Here is a 20,523-nt window from a genome sequence, read left to right on the forward strand (position 1 = left end):
GTAGTGTAATTTTTAGTGTAACCCAAATAAATATAATTATTTGGGGTTAAATAGGGTACGTTAGAAACGACAACGCAGTAGTGCACCTTTCAGAAAGCATTACTGCTTAGAAATCGGGAGCATTTTCGCAGCGGTTTGGGCTGCATTTTGGGGTTGAAATTATGGCAAAACCTGATCCTGTTCCGACGTTTATTGAAGTGGGGGTGAACGCGAAGCCTACCGTGCCTGCTGAGGGTGGCTCAGAGAAACCGCTGAATGGGGACTGGGTAGATGAGTTCCTGGGCGATCGCGAGATTAGGCCTAATACGAAGAAGGCTTATACGAGACAGCTACGGGGCTTTCAAGTCTGGTGCGAGTTCAAGCACTGGGGCGACGTTAGCGAGGCTGATGTGAGTCGGTACAAGGTGCATCTGAAGAACAAACCCACTAAAGCGGGGAAAATAGGGCTATCTCCGGCTAGCGTTAACCAGGCAATCGCTACGCTTCAAAGCTTCTTTAAGTGGTTGGCGACGAAGCGTTACATCACCTACAACCCGACGTTGAATGTGGAGAAGGTGCCCGCCGCGCCGACTGAGACGAAGGATATAGAAGTAGCGGCAGTGCGGCAGTTAGCAGAAGGGCTGGAGTATCGGGGACAGCGTGAGCAGCTGAGTACTAGAGACACGGCTATCTTTGAGCTGCTGAAGCATGGCCTTAGAGCGACAGAAGTTAGCAAGCTGAACATCGGGGATTACAACGGTCAGGCCGTTCAGGTCAGTGAAGCGAAGTGGCGCAGCGATGGAACGGTACCGCTAGCGCCGAACGCTCGTCAGGCGCTAGACAGCTATCTGGGCTGGTGCGTACGCAAAGGGTTTGATACTAGTTCAGGTGAGCCACTGTTTAGAAGCCTATCGAGGAACGGCTATGGGAAGCGGCTGGGCTACTGGGGCATCTACGAGATGGTGAAGGATTTAGGAGCGATTGTTGAGACAACTGAGAACGTACATCCGCATCGATTGCGTCATACGTTTGGTACGCAGCTCGTTCTGAATGATATGTCGCCGGATTATGTGCGGAAGTTGATGCGGATAAAGTCACCTGTGACTTCTGAACGGTACACCAAAAGAGCGCTGGAGAAGAAGGCTGAAGATGCGTTCAACGACTTGATTGAGCGCTCTGAATTGGGTAGTGGTTTGTTTTAGCTAGGTTCTGTCCGTTCGGTGAGCTTGAGCATAACTGCTGAAAGCTGCTTGAGTCTCTTTTTTTGTTTGTTACCTAAAGTCTCGCCGCGAAGAGATTGAATAGCATCGCGTATGTGGTCTATCGTTCCATCAATATTGACAGTGCGTTTGGCTTTCGACTTAGATTTATTTTTCTTCTCATGCGAACTGATAGCTTTTCGCAGGGTAGAAAAGGGAACTTCGTGGACTTCCACGACTTCCTCTTCAAGGGCAAGCTTGCCAGCTAGTAAACTTGACATAGCTAATGGTTTAGGTAATCGGTATACCTGCTCAAGCTTGCTAACGCCTAGCTCAAGAACGCCAGCGATACTTTCGGCATAGGAATTAAGAAAAGCAACCACAATATCTTGGTTAACCTTCGATCCGAGTGAGGATAGCTGGGCCTCTAGATCAGGAGATAAGGGCTTTCCGTCTCGAATTTCTTCCGCCATGCTAAGGAACTCATTCAGTCCTCTGGTTACTCGCCGGTAAGCCCATACTTGACGAGTGGTAATGGATTGCCCATTGGGACGTTTAACCTCACCCCCTTTGATGAACGCCGTGAGATTGCCATACCCCTTTTCTTGAAAAAGAGATTTTTCTTCAATTGCATCGAGTCGGGTGCCAATGGCATAGGCGTAGATTGTGCTTTGAGCCTGCGCAGTTTGCAGAGCTTGATCAATTTGCCCTTGGTAAGTCTTGATCTCATGGAGTAATGTGTCCAGGGGCTGCTCTGTTTTTGCCTTGCAGAAATCCAGTGCTCTGAGCCAATTCTCCCGGTCAGTTAGATCTATCCTTTCAAGATTGATAACAGCGTTCTGAGGTAGCTGGACAACCTCAGCTACTGGCTGGGGGATAACAGCTTGCTTTGGAACAGCCGCTACTCTTGAGAACTTCTTAGCCAACAGTTTCTACCTCGCGTTGAGTGCTCTTCGAACTAAGCGATTCTAAATGCTCTGCGATCGCAATGAAAGGCTCACGGTGCGCTTTCTTCACACCTGAGTATGTGTACAGCGATTCTCCTTGGGCTGAAAGCTCAGAATAGATGGTCAGATCCCGGATGGGTGGCGCTATCCAAGCCTGATGCTGCTGGTATGGTAGCTGTTCGCGAACGTCCCATTCTAATAGCTGCTTATGGATGCTTTTATGTAGACTTGTTTGCTTCATTCGACTAGGCACCATCGCTACCACCGATACATCAGGATTGGCACGGTCTGCTATCTGGCTAATTAGTCCCAGTAGCTCTGGGATGTTTTTGAGTGCAAAGTACTCGGTTTGCACTGGAACGATGACATTGTCGCAAGCGACCAGTGCGTTCTTAGTGAACAGCCCTTCGCCCTTTGGCGTATCGAGAAGAACGTAGTCGTAGTTCTCGTAGATGCTATTGAATCCATCCAGTGCGTCTGCTAGGCGGCTTTCGCTTGCCAGACCGTTTTCAATCTCTGTTTGGTAGGAGCCTAAGTTCGAGCCTGGAGTAATTAAGTGGCAGCAAGTTGGAATATCTATAATTCCTCTAGCAAGCATCTCTGCTTGTTCTCTTTTAGGCGCATATAGTATCTGACCTATACTTGGTTCTGAGTCGTCTTTGTTTGCACCCATCGCCGCAGAAAGATCGCCTTGATGGTCAAGGTCTAAGCACAATACCTTTTTGCCCATCTTGGTAAGCGTGGCTGCCAAGCAAAAAGTAAGCGTCGTTTTGCCAACGCCTCCTTTGATAGCTGCGATTGCAATAATCATAATCGTCACTTCACTGCGCGATTTCACAGCAGCATCATATCTGATGAGAGACGTATTGGAACAATAAATTGTGAAAATGTGCAACTCAAGTGCAGACGTCTGCACTTGGATAGAAGTTTTGAAAAGACAAGTGCTGCCACAAACAAGTTTTGGCTGACATAGGCTCGTGAGATCTTTGAGCTTAGTAAGACTCTTTGGTCAGGGATAGAAATGCTGCCTTTGGGAACGCTGCGAGTGTCGGGAATGAAGCAGGTGTACTTAGCAAGTGGAATGGCAGCAGTGGAACTCGGTTTTATTCGCAGATAGATACCTACTGCCGCCCGTCTCAAGTATCTATATCGTCGCCGATGCTAACCAGTTTATATGGTACGTAGGTCAACTCAGATCTTGCACCAGTCTCATTAGGCAGAGCTAGGCAGAGACTTGAGAACAATCTCAAAGCCGTACTGGGCAGGCATACCAGCATCACGTCTGATGTGCTTAAGTAGTAGAACGGAAGGCAACAACTTCTCTATCGTTAGCCGCGAGGTTGCTTTCCAGTTCAACGCAGGTGGGCACGCCCATAGGTCAATCCAGTGAGCCAGTACATAGGCAATGAATGAGAGAATCAGCCAACGGTAAACGCCTAGCTTTGTTCCCTGGCCAAAGCAATGTAGACCAAACTGATGCTTTACTGTTTTGAAGAAGCCTTCTATCGCCCATCGTTTGCGCCCTAGTCGAATCAGATAGATGCCCGTGTAAGGATAGGTAGAAGCGACAAACCGTAGCTCTCGTTTGTCGTCTGCACGTTTGAGCCAAAACCAGGAAATGGTAAGCGGGTAGTCGATGTCCTTTAGCCGGACTTGTAAGCCTCGTTTTGCACATCTCGGTAAGTCCTTGAGCCTACGCCCATCCTGCAATAGGCGATTGTTCCTGACACCCACAACGGCTCGCCATCGCCGTCGCCGTACGGCATTGAAGAAGGCAACGGTGCCGAACTCTGTGTCTCCTTGTACGATGACAGTGCGACCTTGGATAAGTCGCCTTGGAACCGTTGCCAGGAGCTTACAAGCTAGTTGCGATGGACTCGCTTCTCCTTTGCCGTGCCAGATACGAAAGCTCCAAGGAATGCGCCGTTCACCGATGACCAGATACAGCACCACTAGGTGCAGCCCTCGTTTGCCGTTTAGCATTCTCACCCAAGGTTCTGGCGCATCGACATCCTCAGTCGGTGTACTCAGATGCCAGAACTTCCCAGTCTTTCTCAACGTTGTCAGGTCTATCAATAACCGAACGGGCACGTTTGGCCCCACCGGATGAACGGCTAGCTGGTCTAAGACTGCTGCGCGAGTGGTACGAATGATTTGGCGGGTAGACCAGCTATAGCGATTGAGGAAGCGGCTGAGCGAGCTAGGCGATTTGAGCGGTGTATGTTCAGGCAAAGCGTGGCCTTGTTCTGGGAGAAATCGAGCGAACAGAGCTTTGAGACTGGCTTCTTGATAGTGACTAGGCATGAGTGAAATTAGGCTATAAACTAGCCTTTGGGCGTGCTGAAGCATGGTTGTATTGACCGTCTTCTTTTTTACTTACGCCCTTTCTTTCAGACTTTGACCCGCTACGCAACCCTTTCTGAGAGTGGTGCAAGATCTCAGTTATGCTAAAAATTGTTGGATCTCTCTGGACAGTAGTTGCCTGTATTCATTTACTATTTGGCCTGGTTGTATATTGGCCGCAGTGGCAGATAATTGCGGAATCTGGCTGGTTCAACGTCATAGCACCCAACCCGTTCGCCCCCATCTTTGATCGTGAAGATGCCTTCTGGTTCATGATGGCGACTCCATTTTTGTTGGTGATAGGCCAGTTGTGCTTTTGGGCACATCAGCAGAAACTTTTGTTGCCAACTTCTATAAGTATCATTCTACTTAGCACTACTGCTATCGGACTTTTCCTAATGCCAGTATCTGGTTTTTGGTTACTGATTTTACCAAGCATAATGATGCTCTATTCCTCGTGGCCAATGGCGTCTAGCAACAATTCACTAATCCAAAGGGAGAGCGCTCCTGAGGATTAGTGAAGTTACTCACTGTCAAACGCTGGTTCTTGACGCACCCCCATACGATCGCTCAATCAAAGTCCATAGTCGAAGAGCTTCGGTAGTTGCAGCAGTTTAGGGATTGGCAAACAGTAGAAGCTTACAGAATGCATGGCTGACTGCTCTTGGTGATAATTAGAAAACGTCTTATTACACTTAAGACCTTTTGAAAAGGCTATTCTGATACGTGATATGAGACACAATTTTCTCATGCCTCGAAAGGTCTTGATTACGAGAAGATTAAACGTACTACAGAGACTGAGTAGGGCTATAAGAGGACTGATTTCAGTTATTAGTCAATAAAATTCCGGGCTTTCCCGCACTTTTTCGGATCCTTACTAATAGTTCTTATCCCAAATAGTTAAGTAGAAGAAGACACCTTTGCTTTCCACAACATTTATTTCAACGGCTCTCTAAAGTGAGGATGGAAATGTACCTTGTCTCAAGAAAAGCTTCAAAGTTTTTAGGCTTATCTCCAACAATATCAAAACAACTCAATCGGTTCATAACACCAATCAAGCTGTGCTCCTCAATCTGAAATCCTTGTTCAGAGACAAACTGTTTAATCTCCACCCGGTCATTGAAACTATTGTTCAATAGATGTCTGCCTGATGTTTGGATAATAGACTGATGCAACTGGTGAGAAGCTGGACTATGTTCCATAACTTGGGCCTGACTTTGCTTCGTCGAAAGATCAGAAGTAATCCAAACACCTCCATATCGTTGAAGCATCTCTCGAATATTCGCAAAAAGTTGAACTTTCTCTGTCAGGCTAAGATACTGCAATAGTCCTTCGCAAAGAATGGTCACTGGCTCATTGTCTTTCAGGTAGTCTGCACCTATCAGCAGTTGGTTGGGATAACTAGCTGCATCCGCTTCCTTAAATCGTAGGTTAGATGGCATTGAAACAACTTGTGCAACTAGCGCTTGTTTCAGTTGAATCACAGCAGGTAAATCGCTTTCGACGAAAACCACTTCCGAGTCTTGGGTCATCTTCATCCCGCGTGGTAGTAAGCCTGAGGCTAATTCAAAAATTTGTTTGTTCTCAAATGAGGAAATTGCCTCGTCAACGGCCTTGTAACGAGCTTCTATCAAAGCTGATAAAAGCAGAATATCGTTCTGACTGTTAATCGGAAATAGCCTAAGCATTGCTGAAACATCTATTAGTCGAGCCAATTCAACCGCAAACGGAATATCGCTGAATTGTCTTGCATACGCAACGAGCATCGCAGTTGGGCTGATAGCGTCAAAGCGGTCAGAAGGGTTAGTTGTCACTGAACTATGGCTTCCTCCATAATCTTACGATTGTAGTTATGGTTGCTTTGCGGCACAAGGACTAGAGAAGGGCAAGCAGCGAAAGTCTTGGGGAATGAGACAGCAATGGCGATCGCCTCGGTATACGACACGGCTCAAGGAGATTCTGAGAGTTAGGTGCTGAAGGTACTGTTAGTTCGTTTGAGGTACGCGATCGCCTACTTTCGAACAGCAACACCTGCTGCCAAACAGTATTGGCGTCTACTGTCTAGGAATTTCGGCATCTAGTTCTGCAAGTGCCGCTTCATATTCAGCCTGCTCTTGGAGTTTGATCGCATGCAAATCAGCGTAATACTTATGCAGCCACTCTTCAATCTCATGTAGCTCACAGTCGATACTTGGAGTTGGTTTGTAACTTAACTCATAATGAAGTTTCTTTGCTTGTAGTCGCCTGTGTTGATACACTTTCTCGCGGTATTCTCGTTCTTTTGTAGATAGTTTTCTAAAGGAGAAAGGGAATCGCATGACTTAATTCCGCGAGGGGCTAGGTCAACCACAAAGGATAACTTTGTTAATCATAGCGGCAAACTCGGATAGTTCAGGAGAGTCGCTCCATAGTTCTTTCAGGTCGAGCGGTACAATGCGGTCTTTTGTTTCAATTAATTCTAGAACTGAGCGTTTCGCAACAACATACTCGCTTAAGCTGAGGTGATGCCCTACTGTCTCTTCAAGCGCGCGAAGGCACAAGTCTGGAGCCTCAGCTATGTTGTCGGTGATACTTATTCCTATCTCTGAAGGTTGGCTTGTAGCTATGGGATAGTGCATGATTCTCTTTACTTGTTTTCCTCAGACTGGTTGGCAAAGGCTTCTTAGTCATCGACAAGCGTTAACAAAACAGAAAGTCCAAGACCAACCAAAACAGGCATGGTGGTTACTGCCAAACCCACGTAAAGTATAACCACTGCTGTATTACCTGCTTGGATTTCAGAGTATGCTTCACGCGCCAATAGCACTCCAGTAAAAATAATTAGAAAGCTTGTCAATGCAATAGCGGTAAAAGCAAAGGTAAAACCTAGCAGATGCATAGCCGTCTTTTTCGCATGGAATGCGAGAGTCCTAGTCCAGTAGCGTCGAGGGGGTTCACGTTGCGGCAACAAAACGTACAGTACCCATCTATCCGATTGTGCTGACTTCGAGATGCCGCAGTGTTGAAAGGCTACTAGCGACGAGGACAGTCCTGGACGATCAATGAAGCACCGAAAGCCTTCCTCCGCTAAGTCCCATGTAAAAATCTGAAAAGCTTCACTATCGACATCAGAATTACGCGGTCTTCGGAAAGGTTTCACCGATTGAAAATCAGAAGAATATAGTTTCAGAATCGCAATACTATCGTATTGACCGTCGGCAGCCGCTTGTCTAAGCTTTGGTTTTATCAGCTTAGACGCAACTTTGCAACGCCTGTACATAGACTCGTCAGTTTTTTCAGTGGGTAAAGTCTCTTCAGACGCTGTAGATAATTCAGCTAGTTCTACTAAGAAATCTATGTCTTTACTCATCGAATACCGTGGGTGTGTGAGGATAGAGAACTAGAAACCTTTGTGCCTGTTGACTAAAAGACATTATAGAGACTCCTAAGAACGGTTGGAACAGCTTGATTGAATACTTAGTAGTCTTACAACAAAATCCATTATAGTGTGACCGTCTCACTAAATCAAGGCTGTTATACTACGTATGCTTAGCTCTAGCGGGAATCCCTCAAGAGGTGTTAGTGAGGAAATATGGCAAAAGGGAGACCAGGCGGCAATCCTGATATAGCTGACCATGGTTTTAAACAAAAGCACGATTGGTCAGAACCTTGTACTGAGAAAATGACGATTCGGATGCCGCCAGCAATGAAAGCAGCGATAAAAGCCGGAGCTATACCAGACTGGCAAGAAGTTTGCCGCCGCGCGATCGCTCAAAAATTAGGCTGGTCTGATGAGGATACTTCAGACTAAGTTGATGCTTAAGTTGATCGTAAGGTTTATTCAGGTACTGGGAAAGATCTGTTTTTGCATCTGTGGCTTTTCTTCCTTCCCATTCAGAGTAATCGAAGCCACAGTCACAATTAGCTTTGAGTAGGATGGCACAGTCTTACCATCAACAGCCCAGAACTCGATGGCTGGAATATCCGGTAGCGAACTAACTGATATGGGAGAAAAAGCTACCTTGGTAAAGGTCTGATACGATTGGGCGGTCCAGCCGCTTCTTTCAACACCGTCGTAATATTCCTCTGCGTCGAGGTAGAAGCTAATTTCATCTATTGGTAAATCTCCCGTATTGCGGGTAAACATTCGAGATGCAGATTTAGAATATCTAGTCTGCATCTCCATACGTATCTCGACGCCTGCATAGACCTCGAACCACTGACTGCTCTCTGCTAAAAGTGGTTCAAACTTGTAGGATGCCAGTAAGTTAGCATACTCAGAATCACTCACCCTGAGAGGTATTTCTAGAAGTGAATTGGAAGCAGCAGACGACCTAAAAATTTGGAGGGTGTTCTTCATAGCAATGCGCGTGATAATAGCAGTAGTTCATTGTTCGCAATAGCAGGAATTACTCACACAGAACCGAAGCCACTAGCCCCCTGAAGCAGCTATCACGTCGAAAGCTTGCATACCAACAGCGTACTGCGGTGATTGCTGCATCAGGAGGTTGATCTAGGCCATTCGATAGTCTCCCCATCCGACTAGGATAGCCCTACACCATTGTCGTAAGCACTAGGTTGTTGCGGATGAGTCATCTCGTAGACCTTCAGCGCTAATTCCTGGCTATTGCGATAGGGCTTCCAGTTCGGGTTATCCAGCCGAGAGTTACCAGGCTGCCCTGTGCGGCTAAGAGCTGGCTGAGAGTAAGGCGCTATCGTTTTACCTACGCGAGTTGCTGTCGGCGGTGGGGTGACTGATCTATAGGTCGGTCTGCGTATTGAGCTGGGCATTGACTGAATGAGTAACCAACCACTCCCTTCTACAGCAGATATTGAATATTGACCAGGCCCGTTGCTCCAATCAAGCTATTACCAGCTCTTGAATTCTTGTATAGTCTCCCTTCTATTCAGTTTGCCGAAGGCCGCATATCTAACCAGCTTTCAGCCGTTGTTCTAGTTGCAAGACCAAGCCTATATGTCATATCAGCGTCAATAGCACGATCGCCATTCAGCATCTCGAAGTCCTTACGGCATCTCTAAATATACGTATTGGGCGATGGATGTATACCAAAGCCAAATTCAAAGGTGTTACAAGTCTCGGGTCTTCCCACCTTTCGATCTGCCGTTCCAAGCTATCGATACATCCCTTTCTGACAGCATTCGCTCTCATCCCACCACAGTCGCTTCGCGTCAGAGGGATTTCCCATTCACACCGTTAATGATTTCAAATCTATCTGAATGATGAAAATGCAAAGCCAATGAAGCAAGTATCAAGCGTTGTCGCTTCTTGGCAGATTTCTCCGTTTACGCATTTAGATAAGTCATAAAATACTCGTATATCCATCTCAAGGCGACAGCGGCAGCAGTGACACCTGTTGCTGTCACTGCCAGGAGTGCTAAGACCAGTAGTAGTAGAGGCGAGCGCTTCTCTATCTCCTTCTCTTCTGTTTCTATCTGTTCTGTCTTTGTCTTTTCTGTCTCTATCTCTTCTATTTCTATCCCTTCATCGAAGATTGCGCCACGTTCAATCAAGTTTTGCTTCTCCTCAAGTGATAGACCTTTGCCTGTACCAAATTGAGTCCCAGTGACATTGGCTATGCTCAAGTTGGCTCCAATCAGATTCGCTCCGATCAGCTTCGCTCCGGGTAGGTCCGCTCCACGTAGGTCCGCTGAACTCAGATCGGCTGACCTCAGGTTGGCTTCACTTAGGTCCGCTCTAAACAGGTCAGCTGAGCGCAGATCGGCTCCACTCAGGTCGGCGTTCTGAAGAGTCGCGTTATGAAGGGTAGCTCCGGGCAGGTCGGCTGAACTCAGGTCAGATTCACTTAGGTCGGCTTCACTTAGGTTCGCCCCCATCAGATTGGCTTTGTCCAGAGTGGCTCCATCCAGGTTGGCTTCGCTCAGGTTGGCCCCGCGCAGATCGGCTCCACTCAGGTCGGCGTTGCTCAACATAGCATCGCCTAGATCAGCTTCGCGCAGATCTAGGCGATGCTATGTTGGCTTCGAATAGAATGGCTGCGCGCAGATTCTCTCCGCGCAGATCCTTTCCACGTAAATAGGGAGGTTTTCCATAGTGACCCATATGACAGCTTTCTCCCCCCAAAATTATGGTGAGGGGCAATCGTCTAGCACGGCAATAACTTAACTAGCAAGCGATCACACCTCTACCTATCATTGTTCCCGATTCGCTTTTTGAATTCATCTGGCAAACAAAATATCCAGTGAGGGGTACGAGGCCTGTGTATAGAGTTCGAGAAATTTTGGCCTTTAAGCCTAAAACCCTCGCATAGCAACGCTTTCTAGGGTAAGTATTTATACTTATAATTAATTGTTACATACAGAATAGATGCCTGAAAGTATTGAAAGCTCGTTCAATATTGAGTATTCAGCATACTTAAAGGCCAAAATTGTTCCGATTCTATACACAGGCGGAGTAGGGATCTTCCGAACTTTTGGTGATCCGAGGAATTTGGCCTCAAAAGCTAAGATTTTGACTGAAGTGATTCGTGCAAAAACAAGGGTTCCAGCGCTCAAAGTAGTTAACCAAGGAAAGGTCTTTATGCGAACACCATATGTTCACCAAAAGCTGGTAAGAGCCTAGCCCTCTTGACATTTAACATACGGCTTTGATCGCTTTCTCGCGTAGGTCTTGACCATAGGGGGCAGGCATAGGCGATCACACAAACTGACGACCCTACTATTATGTCCCTACTCTACGGCGGATTGCTATAAAACAACAAATCGCACTCGGTCTGATGCCCCCCCAGCGGATGTTGCGCTTAAAAAGATTCTGCTATGCTCCGGTGACATAAAGCATGAGCACTTGCATGACCGCAGAAGAACTTTTGCAACAATACCAATCTGGAGAGCGAGATTTCCGTGGAATTAAGCTCAAGGGCGTTTTCTTACGCGATCAGTGTCTGCGCGGTATTGACCTTAGCTGCGCAGACCTCAGAGGCGCTTCGCTGATGGGCGCAGACCTCAGTGGAGCCAATTTGAAACGGGCTGACTTTAGCGGAGCCTTTTTAATTTTGGCGCAGTTGAACCAAGCGGATCTCACCCAGGCAAATCTGACGAATGCCTTTTTAATTTTGGCTAATTTGCAACAATGTTGCCTTACGCAGGCTAATTTGGCCCGAGCCAACTTCACTGGAGCCAATCTATCGAAGGTAACCGGACTAACCGAGGGACTGCTCAGCGGCGCTGTTTTGGCCAGTGCTAATCCTTCTCAGAAAATGAAAACGCCTAATCTTGATGCTATCTCGAAAAAGTTCAGTGAGCTAGTCGTTTCAAGTTTCACCTATCGCTCTTAAATGACTTTGGAGATCAAACCGTTGTAAGCACTGAAATCTCGCATGAGTTGTTGTTCATCAAGTAACGATTTTACCGTCGTTTCAGCCATCACTTTCCGAGAACCCTTGAAGAGCGCTATTGCATCCGAATAGCCATCTAGGACATATGTCTAAAAGCATCGTCAACCACATCTCATAGGCTCTCGAACTGTTGTATCGTCTTTCCTAGATAGTACTTCAGGTTCGCCTATGCATAGAAGCCGAGAAATTCTGACAGATAAGCTCATTGTTTCAGATTCTATTGCCGATTTCTCAAGGGTTACAGGCATTGCCAAAGCTAAGTACAATTTTTTAATGAGCATAGATGCTTAGTGGTGAAGCCATTGTCAGTAAAGCGTTTTAGCCTTATCTGTTAAAATTTCTCTGTGCCTATACGCGGGCCTTAATGGTTACTGGTGTTTCTTTTGCCAAGTGGCAGCGCAAATTTGATACACAGATATCCTTGTTACACTGAGTCAACATGATACGCAATAGCGTATTACTCGGGAAGAAACCATGAAACCTAGCAAATTCATCGGGATGTTTTTAGGGGCGACAGTGATGATGGCCGCTGTAGGGAACCGAGCAAGAGCGACCGAGCACAAAAAGGCGGTGTATGCTCAACTGCCACAGTCATCAATCCACATAGCAGTAACGTCTACAAATAGCTTGGTGGAGCAAGGTAGACAGGAAGCTGAGCAAGGACAGCTTGAAGAGGCGATCTCTACGTACAATCGAGCCATTCAAGCAGACCCACAAAACGCTGAAGCCTACCGCTACCGAGGTCTTGCCTATCACGACTTGGGTAACTACTCACAGGCGATCGACGATTTTTCAACGGCTCTTCAGTTTCAGCCCAACGACCCAGAGACGCTGTATCATCGGGGCGAAGCCTACTCTCACACACCGGATATCAACGCCGCCTTGTCGGATTTATCGCAGGCGATAGAGCTAGCTCCCGACTTTGTTCAGCCTTACATAGACCGCAGCATCATTTTGGCGGTTACAGGACAGTTTCCACTAGCTCTAAGCGATTTAGACAGCGCAATCTCGCTTGCCCCCGACAATGCCGATGCCTATTACAACCGAGGTAAAGTCTACACCGAACTAGGCAATGCGGAAGCAGCATTGACAGACTTTGGCACAGCGATTGAACTCGCCCCAAACTTGGCAGAAGCCTTTGGCAATCGTGGGCTCTTACACTATCAGCTCGGCGACTCCAATGCAGCCATCGAGGATTTGCAGCAGGCTGCTAACTTATTTCAAGCAAGAGGCGATCAGCAGAGCTATCAGCAGACAGTCTATTTTATCCAGCAGGTTCAGCAAGGTGGGCCGACATAGCTATTTCTTGGCTATTTTCCGATATTGCATTATCTGAACAGGTTTTCAGATGTGAATGATTCTCAGTATCATAAAAGAGTTGCACAGTGCTGATGAAGAATGGCTAGCTCCAAGCCCGCAAGAAAGAAGAAGGCTAAAAAGGAGTTTACAAACAAAAAAAATAGAAGAGAGGCATCGGCTGATGCACCTAGCTGCGAAGCCTCGTTGGTACATCTTGATAATGTACGGCAAGTGCAGCCGGAGGTAATTGCAACCGAGCAGGCACAGCACATGGCAGAGTTCTTTAGTGCTCTGTCAGACCCTCACCGACTGAAACTTTTATCTGCATTAGCACAGCAGGAGCTATGCGTCTGCGATTTGGCGGCGGCTGTAAAGATGGGCGAATCGGCAGTGTCTCATCAACTGCGGGTGCTGAGATCGCATCGCTTGGTCAAATATCGAAAGCTAGGCCGAAACGTCTGCTACAGTTTAGCCGATGAACACATCATGACCATTTATCGAGTAGTGGCTGAGCATTTGAATGAAACCTAGATTTGGCTAGTCCGTCTGCTGAGCTGTCTGCGTTGTTCAAAGAACTTAGCTCGGATCGATTAGTGTAAATCGATAGGGGCCAGTGGAAACGATGGTGGTTGCTGTCGCTGGGGCCATTGGGTTAACCGTAGTGTGATGCCGACGAAAAGCAACCACTCCAGACAGGCTGATCGCACTACCTATTGAAGCTAGGACGACAGCTATAACCAGCCGTCCTGGAACTAGCCAAGTCAGACCCGGCAGCAACAAGGTCACGGCTATCATTAGCGCGGCAAACCCAGCGATGATAGCGACTGGTGGGATTTTAAGCTCCATGTCTCCATATTGACGCAAGCACTCTTTCCTACATCGTATATTATCTGAATAGATATTCATATATTCATCTTTTCTGGCGGGTTGCCCTATGTCATCATCTCAAGGTCACTGCTGCGACCACGGTCACGATCACGGCTCCGGTGAATTCAACTTGCGTAAGGCGTTGACCCCTATTGCTATCGCTGGTGTTCTGTTTCTAGCTGGTTTCATCTTCAACGAGCCACTGCATAACACGCCCCTTGCGATCGCAGAATACGCTGTCCTTATTCCGGCCTATATCATCAGCGGTTGGAATGTGCTCACCACCGCCGGACGCAACATTCTGCGAGGTCGGGTGTTCGACGAAAACTTTCTGATGACGATTGCGACATTGGGGGCGATCGCCATTCACGAGATACCTGAAGCCGTCGCGGTGATGCTGTTCTTTCAGGTAGGAGAGCTGTTTCAAGATTATGCTGTGGGGCGATCGCGTAAGTCTATCAAATCGCTATTAGAAGTGCGTCCTGACACTGCCAACTTGAAAGTAAACGGCGAAATCCGCGAAGTTTCTCCTGAGTCAGTCAACGTAGGCGATGTCGTAATCGTCCGCCCTGGCGAAAAAGTCCCACTCGATGGCGAGATTTTAGATGGCAGCTCTCAAGTAGATACCTCTGCTCTCACAGGAGAATCTGTCCCTCGAAAGGTGAGCACAGGTGAAACCGTACTTTCTGGGATGATTAACCAATCTGGTGTACTTTCGCTTCGCGTCACTAAGCCGTTCAACGAGTCCTCAATCTCTAAAATATTAGAGCTGGTAGAAAACGCCAGTAGTAAGAAGGCTGATACTGAAAAGTTCATCACACGCTTTGCTCGATACTACACCCCTGTTGTGGTGCTGCTTTCCTTAGCAATAGCCATACTGCCACCACTTTTTATCGCTGATGCATCGCCAGCAGTATGGACGTATCGAGCGCTCGTCCTGCTCGTTATTTCCTGTCCTTGTGGCTTGGTCATCAGCATTCCGCTAGGCTACTTCGGTGGCATTGGCGGCGCGGCCAAGCGGGGCATTTTAGTCAAAGGTTCCAAGTTTCTCGATGCGCTGACTCAGGTAGATACAGTTGTCTTTGATAAAACAGGAACACTAACCAAGGGAAACTTTCGTGTCAACGAGATTGTTGTTGCAAATGGCTTAAATGAGCATCAACTGTTGGAACTAGCCGCACAAGTCGAGTCACAGTCTAATCATCCAGTGGCTCAGTCAATTCAGCAAGCCTACGGCAAACCTGTTAACAGTTCTACTCTGCAAGATTACGAAGAGATTAGCGGTCATGGCATTCGGGCCAAGTTCAACGGGAGCACCGTTCTAGCCGGGAATGACCGATTGCTGCACCGAGAAAACATTCCTCACGATGTTTGCAGTGTAGAAGGAACGGTTGCTCACATCGCTGTTGATGGAACGTATTCAGGGCGGATCATCATTGCTGATGAGCTTAAACAAGATGCTGCAGAAGCTATCAGTGCTTTGAAGCAGCAGGGCATTCAGACCATTATGCTCACTGGGGATAGCCAATCGGTTGCGGATGCAGTTGCTAGGCGCTTAGGACTTGATCAGTACCGAGCCGAGCTGCTACCAGAAGACAAAGTAGATGCTTTAGAAGAGTTCCTACAACCTGCTATTAACGCTAAGAAGAAAGTTGTCTTTGTTGGTGATGGCATCAATGATGCCCCTGTCATTACCAGAGCCGATGTCGGTATGGCGATGGGTGGACTAGGCTCGGATGCGGCGATTGAAACGGCAGATGTGGTGATTATGACGGATGCACCTTCTAAGGTCGCTGAGGCGATCTCCCTTGCCCGTCGCACTCTTCGCATCGTCTGGCAAAACATTATCCTTGCCATGACGGTGAAAGCTGTCTTTATTGGACTTGGCGCAATTGGATTAGCAACACTCTGGGAAGCCGTATTCGCTGATGTTGGTGTTGCGCTGCTGGCTATCTTTAACGCAAGCCGTATTCTCAAAGTAACGCCAGTTAAGCTAATAAAGACCGTCTAATATTTCCTCTAGTCTTCTTGGGTAACGTACCAAAAACGCCTCAAAAATTACGAAGCTCATTTCTATGAGGCGGAGCGGAGCGGCTAAAAGTTAGACCTCAAACCCTTGTGCATGACTGAATCTGAGCCTTAAAGGCCAAAATTTCTCCGATTCTATACGACACTGTTGGCGAAGAGACCGAAAAAAAGTGTGGGAAAGCCCGGAAACTCGTTGATCAGCCGTTCAAGCCGCTTGAGTAGCGAGTTCTGGATACCACCGCTCAAAGGTTTTACGCCAGTCGCCATCAAGCACCTTCGTCCTATTAGCACGTACCACGCGCTAATACCACCAATCACAAACAGCGAGGTTTCCAAAGTGGCAAAGAACATATGCAGCACGCTAGTGCGCATAAACGGGCTAAACATAGCCTGAAAGTAGTCGCGGACAATGAACTTGCCGTCAATAAATTCACCGCCAGCAGGCGTCTGCATCCAGGAGTTTGCGATCAAAATCCAGAAGGTAGAGAGGTTTGCACCAAAGGCAACCATCACCGTAGAAAACAGATGCACGTAGGGATTCACCCGCTCCCATCCGAACAGCATAATGCCAAAAAGCCAGCCTCTAACATGAAGGCCATCGAAGCTTCAAAGCCTAAAATGCTACCAAAAAAGTCTCCAGCCGCTTCTGAGAACGGTGCCCAGTTTGTACCAAACTGAAACTCCATGGGAATGCCCGTTGCAACGCCGATGCCAAAGTTGAGCACATATAGCTTTGACCAAAACCGAGCGTGGTAGTAGTAGTCAGGATTTTTTGTCTTTAGCCAAAGAATTTCGACAACGACTAAGTAGATGCCCATGCCTGTTGTCAGCACTGGCCAGAGCATGTGAAAGATTGCGGTAAGCGCAAACTGCATCCGAGAGAGAATGTAGGAATCTGGTAAGAAGTCCATTAGCGGTTAAAAACTAGGTAAGGGGGAAAAGGTAGCAGCTTCACATGAGCCCCAAAGCTTTTGTATTAAAGCTATTGAGATAGATTATTCGTGATTTTTGGGTGGCACGCATAACATACTACTGAATAGCTATATAAATATAAACAATTTTTCTGACTTCTTTTATATCTGCTACCTAAGCAGTTGGCTCGGCCTTAAATTGCAGGTAGATATGAATAAACCGTCAGTTGATAGCAGTCGCTCATTTTGATGTGACAAGCTGTTCGCCAGCCTCTTTCCAACCTTGAATGCTCGGTGGAAATCCTCGAACATTGTCATATCCCAGCAGCCTTAGGGTCATTACGCTAATGCCGGTGCGATATCCCGATGAGCAGTAGAGAATTACAGGCTTTGTTTGAGGGATCTGTTTGAGGTTGGTAGTGAGAGTTCGCAGCGGAATATTCACAGCCCCTTCAATATGACCAGCTGCGAACTCGTTAGGCTCTCGAACATCTACTAACATAGCCGTACCGTTCTCAACGCTTTTCTTGACTCGGTCTATTCGTTTGATCGTGTAATAGTCGTTAGGGAGCGAAACGAGAAAAGTTTCTACTTCGGCGAAGTCTGAGCTGTTGGTAGGGGTTGTTGCTAACTGACTAAGTAATTGAGCGGAGGCAGTGTTTGCTTCGAGGGGAGCTGCCTTTGCCAAAGGAGTCGGTATGACACCTAACCACAGAGTGAAGCAAAGTAAGGCAGCAGCAAAAAATGCAATAGGTCTTTTCACTGGCATGAGTAATCCTCCGATAGGTCTATTGAGAAGTTGATCGCATCTAGGACCGCGTACTTCCTGGACTAGATTTTAAAGCGGTTAGCTAGGCGGAGGCTTAATAGTCCAACGATAAAATTCGCCCCTGCGTAAATTCAAAAAAAGCTTCTTTCTCAGCTAAGCGAACCCCCGGAAGTAGAGACTCTGGCGTAAGATCGGCAGCCTTTAGGCACATTGGACAAATGCAGATACTCACGCCTTTCTCGATCAATCTGGTCAGCAGCGTTTGGCTAGATTCAAACGACTTGAGTTCAATTGACTCTGCATCTTTTAACGGGACTTCGACCCCTTTAATATCAAAAAAGAGCAGGACATCTTTATTCTCGGACATCTTTTCAGCCAGTGTGAGGGCCATCAAAACGCGCTGAGCAGATTCAGCACCTCGGCTAACGTGAATGAATACACCGTCTTTAGGTTTCGTAGTCATGGAAGAGTCTCCAGTAGAAGATAGCGATTTCTGTGGTGCTACCTAGTGAACAATTAATGAACAAGCTGTGATGCCGTAGTTGCCATAGGCGCATTGATAGTGGTATCTGGAGCTTTAGTCGCGATGCCAACAATATGAGGAGAGACAACCGGGAGATTAAGCTGAAAGTGTTCGTAGTCTACAGAAGAAAATCCTGCTTTAACTAACATCTTCTGCGTCTCCCGATTGGGATGACAGTTATCAAAGAGCGTTTTCCAAAAGGGCGTAATTTTGTCTTGGATGCGACGAGTCCAAGATCCGTTTTCAGCGGCTACATGCTCAAGAAAGATAAAATGACCACCGGGTTTGAGAATGCGCTGTATCTCTTGTAGAACAGTGTCTAAATGATCAACCGAACAGAGAACATGCGTGCTGACAACCGTATCGATGGCAGCCGTTTCAACAGGTAAGCTTTCAGCAGCACCGCCGTGTATATCAACGTGATGCAGCCCTCTCTGCTGAGCTTCTTGACGCAAATAGGAATGCATAAAGAGATTTGGTTCTACACCTATCCAGTGAATGTCAGTAGGATAGTAGGCCAAGTTTGCGCCCGCGCCGGGGCCAATCTCTAGAACAGTGCCCTGGAGATTAGCAAGCAGCGATCGCTTCAAATCAGCCATGTTTGAATAGCCGCTACAGGCCGTTAACTGAATCGCATGATTATCAGCAGCGTTAGCTTTAGACATGCCCCAGGCAAACAAGCGCTGCTGAAGCTGATGAAGTCTAGAAAAATTCATGGTAGGCGGAGTACGTGATTATGAAGAGTAGAGAATAACTGGAACAACCTGTGCTAATGCGAGGGAGAGCGTGTCAGTGAAGGGTTAGGCTCCGGAGCGGGGCCAAAGATTCTGCCGGTAAAGCGCACGTACCAGGCAGCGGCTTGAACCTGGATGATGTAGGCCATGGCGATGATTAAGGCAATTTCGGAGCCTTGTTCATTGCCGAAGGCAGTCATGGCGATCGCCAGCGCAATCGAGAGATTTCGCATCACCGTGCCGTAGACGAGAGCGATCGCATCTCCTCGATTAAAGAACAACTTGCCAACAATCGTACTCAGCAAGAAGTTCACTACATACAAAATGGCCAGCGGCAACAAAAACGACAGCAGCACCATTGGACTGGCAATAATGTCTTTGGCTTTAAGCGCCATCGCCACAAACACAATGCCTAAAACGCCTAGCGTTGAAAAGGCCGGAAACTTTCTCTTTAGGTTCTGATGATATTTACGCTCACCGACAATTCTAATGAGCGAGACGCGAGTGACGAACCCTAGCAGCATCGGCAAAAATACAATAATGACAATTTGCTTGAAGATGCTCGCTAGGGGAATTTCTACCACTGTCCCCATGAGCCACTTCGCGTAAAAGGGGGTTGCCACCGAGCCTAAGATAAGACCAATCACCGTCATCTTGATAGCAGCGCTGATATTTCCTCTTGCAAAGCCTGTCCAAGAAATAGTCATGCCGCTAGTCGGTAGCAGTGAAGCCAGCAGCAAGCCCAGCGCAACTAAAGGCTGATCGGCAAAAAACACTTTGCCCATACCAAAGGCAAAAAAGGGAATAAGGCCAAAATTCATCAGCTGCGTGATGAGCTGCACCTTGTAATCGCCGCCTGAGAGCACCTCCTGCACTTGCAGGTTGATCATCATCGGATACACCATCAAAAAGGTGAGTGGAATAATCAGCGCCTTCAGCGCAGAAGGATCAACTAGCGCGCCAACGATAATGCCTGCAACCATGCACACCGGCACAGACCAAACCAGATGCTTTTGAATGAAACCCAACACCTTCCACATAGGGTGTTTTCTCCTTAACTATTGAGACATTGACGATTACTGAGAAGACTTGTTGTTTTGGATAGGTAACGCTGCTTTTTTCCAACTCATCATGCCGCCCGAAATATTGAAGATATTCGAAAAGCCTAATTTCACCAGCGCTTTAGCAACAATCGGACTCCGATGCGATGTCAGACAAACTACCGCAAGGGGTTCATCTTTGGGCAGTGCTCGAAACCACCGAGGGAGAACCCAGTTTTGCAGCCATGGAATCTGGCTGAGCAAAATGCGCTGCATACTGAGGTTTAATGCTGTAGGCGCGTGAAAAGAGCGATATTCAACGGATGTACGCACATCCAGTAATCGCGGTGGGCTGGCAAGCTGAACGAACTCTTCCGGAGACAAAGAGACGATGTGCGGCGTTGTAGAAGACACAGATGTCATGAGTAGTATTGAAAAAGAAAGTAGGGTTGATTAATAGACAGCAAGCGGGATCAACAAAGCTTGAATAAAAGGTGCGGCTGCATAATCTGTTGTTATGCAGCCGCTGGTG

23 protein-coding genes and 2 pseudogenes are annotated in these 20,523 nt (G+C 47.3%); 8 read left to right on the forward strand and 17 right to left on the reverse strand.

Annotation, left to right across the window (positions count from 1 at the left end; all coding sequences use genetic code 11):
* The first annotated feature begins 161 nt into the window (after positions 1-161).
* Positions 162-1,181, forward strand: a complete 1,020-nt coding sequence (locus S7335_RS22685; RefSeq protein WP_006457788.1) for a tyrosine-type recombinase/integrase — start codon at positions 162-164, stop codon at positions 1,179-1,181.
* On the opposite strand, the gene S7335_RS22690 is transcribed toward S7335_RS22685, so the two are convergent.
* The 3 genes from S7335_RS22690 to S7335_RS22700 form a co-directional block, all read right to left on the reverse strand.
* Positions 1,178-2,104, reverse strand: coding sequence for a hypothetical protein (locus S7335_RS22690; protein ID WP_006457887.1), 927 nt, complete (start codon positions 2,102-2,104; stop codon positions 1,178-1,180). The two genes, S7335_RS22685 and S7335_RS22690, sit on opposite strands and share 4 nt — an antisense overlap.
* Positions 2,097-2,936, reverse strand: a complete 840-nt coding sequence (locus S7335_RS22695; protein WP_006458333.1) for a ParA family protein — start codon at positions 2,934-2,936, stop codon at positions 2,097-2,099. The genes S7335_RS22690 and S7335_RS22695 overlap by 8 nt, the downstream gene beginning before the upstream one ends.
* A gap of 401 nt (positions 2,937-3,337) precedes the next feature.
* The gene (locus S7335_RS22700; RefSeq protein WP_006458421.1) at positions 3,338-4,474 is read right to left on the reverse strand and encodes a transposase; all 1,137 of its coding nucleotides are present in this window, start codon (positions 4,472-4,474) and stop codon (positions 3,338-3,340) included.
* A 95-nt stretch (positions 4,475-4,569) separates the two neighbouring features.
* On the opposite strand from S7335_RS22700, the gene S7335_RS29610 reads away from it, so the two are divergent.
* The gene (locus S7335_RS29610; protein WP_006458258.1) at positions 4,570-4,986 is read left to right on the forward strand and encodes a DUF6463 family protein; all 417 of its coding nucleotides are present in this window, start codon (positions 4,570-4,572) and stop codon (positions 4,984-4,986) included.
* Between the two features lie 423 nt (positions 4,987-5,409).
* Here S7335_RS29610 and S7335_RS22710 read toward each other — a convergent pair whose 3' ends face one another.
* Positions 5,410-6,282: a class I SAM-dependent methyltransferase gene (locus tag S7335_RS22710; RefSeq protein ID WP_006458405.1), complete on the reverse strand. Its 873-nt coding sequence runs from the start codon at positions 6,280-6,282 to the stop codon at positions 5,410-5,412.
* Between the two features lie 58 nt (positions 6,283-6,340).
* Between S7335_RS22710 and S7335_RS27115 the strand changes: the two are divergent.
* Positions 6,341-6,445 (forward strand): annotated as a pseudogene (locus S7335_RS27115) (DUF4113 domain-containing protein); the annotation flags it as partial.
* A gap of 77 nt (positions 6,446-6,522) precedes the next feature.
* Here S7335_RS27115 and S7335_RS22715 read toward each other — a convergent pair.
* The 3 genes from S7335_RS22715 to S7335_RS22725 are packed head-to-tail and all read right to left on the reverse strand — an operon-like array spanning position 6,523 to position 7,817.
* Positions 6,523-6,786 carry a hypothetical protein gene (locus S7335_RS22715; RefSeq protein WP_006458392.1) on the reverse strand — a complete coding sequence of 88 codons (264 nt, stop codon included), beginning with the start codon at positions 6,784-6,786 and terminating at the stop codon, positions 6,523-6,525.
* Positions 6,787-6,810: 24 nt separating this feature from the next.
* Positions 6,811-7,086, reverse strand: coding sequence for a hypothetical protein (locus S7335_RS22720; RefSeq protein ID WP_006457839.1), 276 nt, complete (start codon positions 7,084-7,086; stop codon positions 6,811-6,813).
* A 44-nt stretch (positions 7,087-7,130) separates the two neighbouring features.
* Positions 7,131-7,817, reverse strand: coding sequence for a hypothetical protein (locus S7335_RS22725; protein WP_006458423.1), 687 nt, complete (start codon positions 7,815-7,817; stop codon positions 7,131-7,133).
* A gap of 222 nt (positions 7,818-8,039) precedes the next feature.
* Between S7335_RS22725 and S7335_RS22730 the strand changes: the two genes are divergently transcribed.
* Positions 8,040-8,258, forward strand: a complete 219-nt coding sequence (locus S7335_RS22730; RefSeq protein WP_038019542.1) for a hypothetical protein — start codon at positions 8,040-8,042, stop codon at positions 8,256-8,258.
* A 30-nt stretch (positions 8,259-8,288) separates the two neighbouring features.
* Here S7335_RS22730 and S7335_RS22735 read toward each other — a convergent pair whose 3' ends face one another.
* The 3 genes from S7335_RS22735 to S7335_RS22745 all read right to left on the reverse strand — a co-directional run bounded on the left by S7335_RS22735 (position 8,289) and on the right by S7335_RS22745 (position 10,426).
* A complete protein-coding gene (locus S7335_RS22735; RefSeq protein ID WP_157620654.1) occupies positions 8,289-8,807 on the reverse strand; it encodes a hypothetical protein in 519 nt (172 codons plus the stop codon).
* 182 nt (positions 8,808-8,989) lie between these two features.
* Positions 8,990-9,238, reverse strand: a complete 249-nt coding sequence (locus tag S7335_RS22740; protein WP_006457973.1) for a hypothetical protein — start codon at positions 9,236-9,238, stop codon at positions 8,990-8,992.
* A 513-nt stretch (positions 9,239-9,751) separates the two neighbouring features.
* Positions 9,752-10,426: a pentapeptide repeat-containing protein gene (locus tag S7335_RS22745; RefSeq protein ID WP_227500108.1), complete on the reverse strand. Its 675-nt coding sequence runs from the start codon at positions 10,424-10,426 to the stop codon at positions 9,752-9,754.
* Between the two features lie 848 nt (positions 10,427-11,274).
* Between S7335_RS22745 and S7335_RS22755 the strand changes: the two genes are divergently transcribed.
* The 3 genes from S7335_RS22755 to S7335_RS22765 all read left to right on the forward strand — a co-directional run bounded on the left by S7335_RS22755 (position 11,275) and on the right by S7335_RS22765 (position 13,650).
* Positions 11,275-11,760 (forward strand): pentapeptide repeat-containing protein, encoded by a 486-nt coding sequence (locus S7335_RS22755; RefSeq protein ID WP_006458320.1) that lies wholly within the window; start codon positions 11,275-11,277, stop codon positions 11,758-11,760.
* Positions 11,761-12,294: 534 nt separating this feature from the next.
* A complete protein-coding gene (locus S7335_RS22760; RefSeq protein ID WP_006457849.1) occupies positions 12,295-13,119 on the forward strand; it encodes a tetratricopeptide repeat protein in 825 nt (274 codons plus the stop codon).
* A 99-nt stretch (positions 13,120-13,218) separates the two neighbouring features.
* Complete coding sequence (locus S7335_RS22765; RefSeq protein ID WP_006458451.1) at positions 13,219-13,650, forward strand: helix-turn-helix transcriptional regulator; 432 nt, start codon at positions 13,219-13,221, stop codon at positions 13,648-13,650.
* A 45-nt stretch (positions 13,651-13,695) separates the two neighbouring features.
* On the opposite strand, the gene S7335_RS22770 is transcribed toward S7335_RS22765, so the two are convergent.
* Complete coding sequence (locus S7335_RS22770; RefSeq protein ID WP_006457848.1) at positions 13,696-13,965, reverse strand: hypothetical protein; 270 nt, start codon at positions 13,963-13,965, stop codon at positions 13,696-13,698.
* 88 nt (positions 13,966-14,053) lie between these two features.
* Between S7335_RS22770 and S7335_RS22775 the strand changes: the two genes are divergently transcribed.
* Positions 14,054-15,997 carry a heavy metal translocating P-type ATPase gene (locus tag S7335_RS22775; protein WP_006458167.1) on the forward strand — a complete coding sequence of 648 codons (1,944 nt, stop codon included), beginning with the start codon at positions 14,054-14,056 and terminating at the stop codon, positions 15,995-15,997.
* Between the two features lie 293 nt (positions 15,998-16,290).
* On the opposite strand, the pseudogene S7335_RS22780 reads toward S7335_RS22775, so the two are convergent.
* The 6 genes and pseudogenes from S7335_RS22780 to S7335_RS22805 form a co-directional block, all read right to left on the reverse strand.
* A pseudogene (locus S7335_RS22780) lies at positions 16,291-16,925 on the reverse strand (cytochrome ubiquinol oxidase subunit I); the annotation flags it as partial.
* A gap of 241 nt (positions 16,926-17,166) precedes the next feature.
* Positions 17,167-17,694: a rhodanese-like domain-containing protein gene (locus tag S7335_RS22785; RefSeq protein ID WP_006458472.1), complete on the reverse strand. Its 528-nt coding sequence runs from the start codon at positions 17,692-17,694 to the stop codon at positions 17,167-17,169.
* A gap of 94 nt (positions 17,695-17,788) precedes the next feature.
* On the reverse strand, positions 17,789-18,157 hold the full coding sequence (locus S7335_RS22790; RefSeq protein WP_006458059.1) for a DsrE family protein: 369 nt from the start codon (positions 18,155-18,157) through the stop codon (positions 17,789-17,791).
* 53 nt (positions 18,158-18,210) lie between these two features.
* On the reverse strand, positions 18,211-18,933 hold the full coding sequence (locus S7335_RS22795) for a class I SAM-dependent methyltransferase (protein ID WP_006458474.1): 723 nt from the start codon (positions 18,931-18,933) through the stop codon (positions 18,211-18,213).
* Positions 18,934-18,986: 53 nt separating this feature from the next.
* Entirely contained in the window at positions 18,987-19,991 is a 1,005-nt protein-coding gene (locus tag S7335_RS22800) for an arsenic resistance protein (RefSeq protein WP_006458455.1), read from the reverse strand.
* A gap of 36 nt (positions 19,992-20,027) precedes the next feature.
* Complete coding sequence (locus S7335_RS22805; protein WP_038019543.1) at positions 20,028-20,414, reverse strand: rhodanese-like domain-containing protein; 387 nt, start codon at positions 20,412-20,414, stop codon at positions 20,028-20,030.
* Positions 20,415-20,523: the final 109 nt, after the last annotated feature.

The sequence above is a fragment of the Synechococcus sp. PCC 7335 genome (genome assembly GCF_000155595.1).
Lineage (GTDB): Bacteria > Cyanobacteriota > Cyanobacteriia > Phormidesmidales > Phormidesmidaceae > Phormidesmis.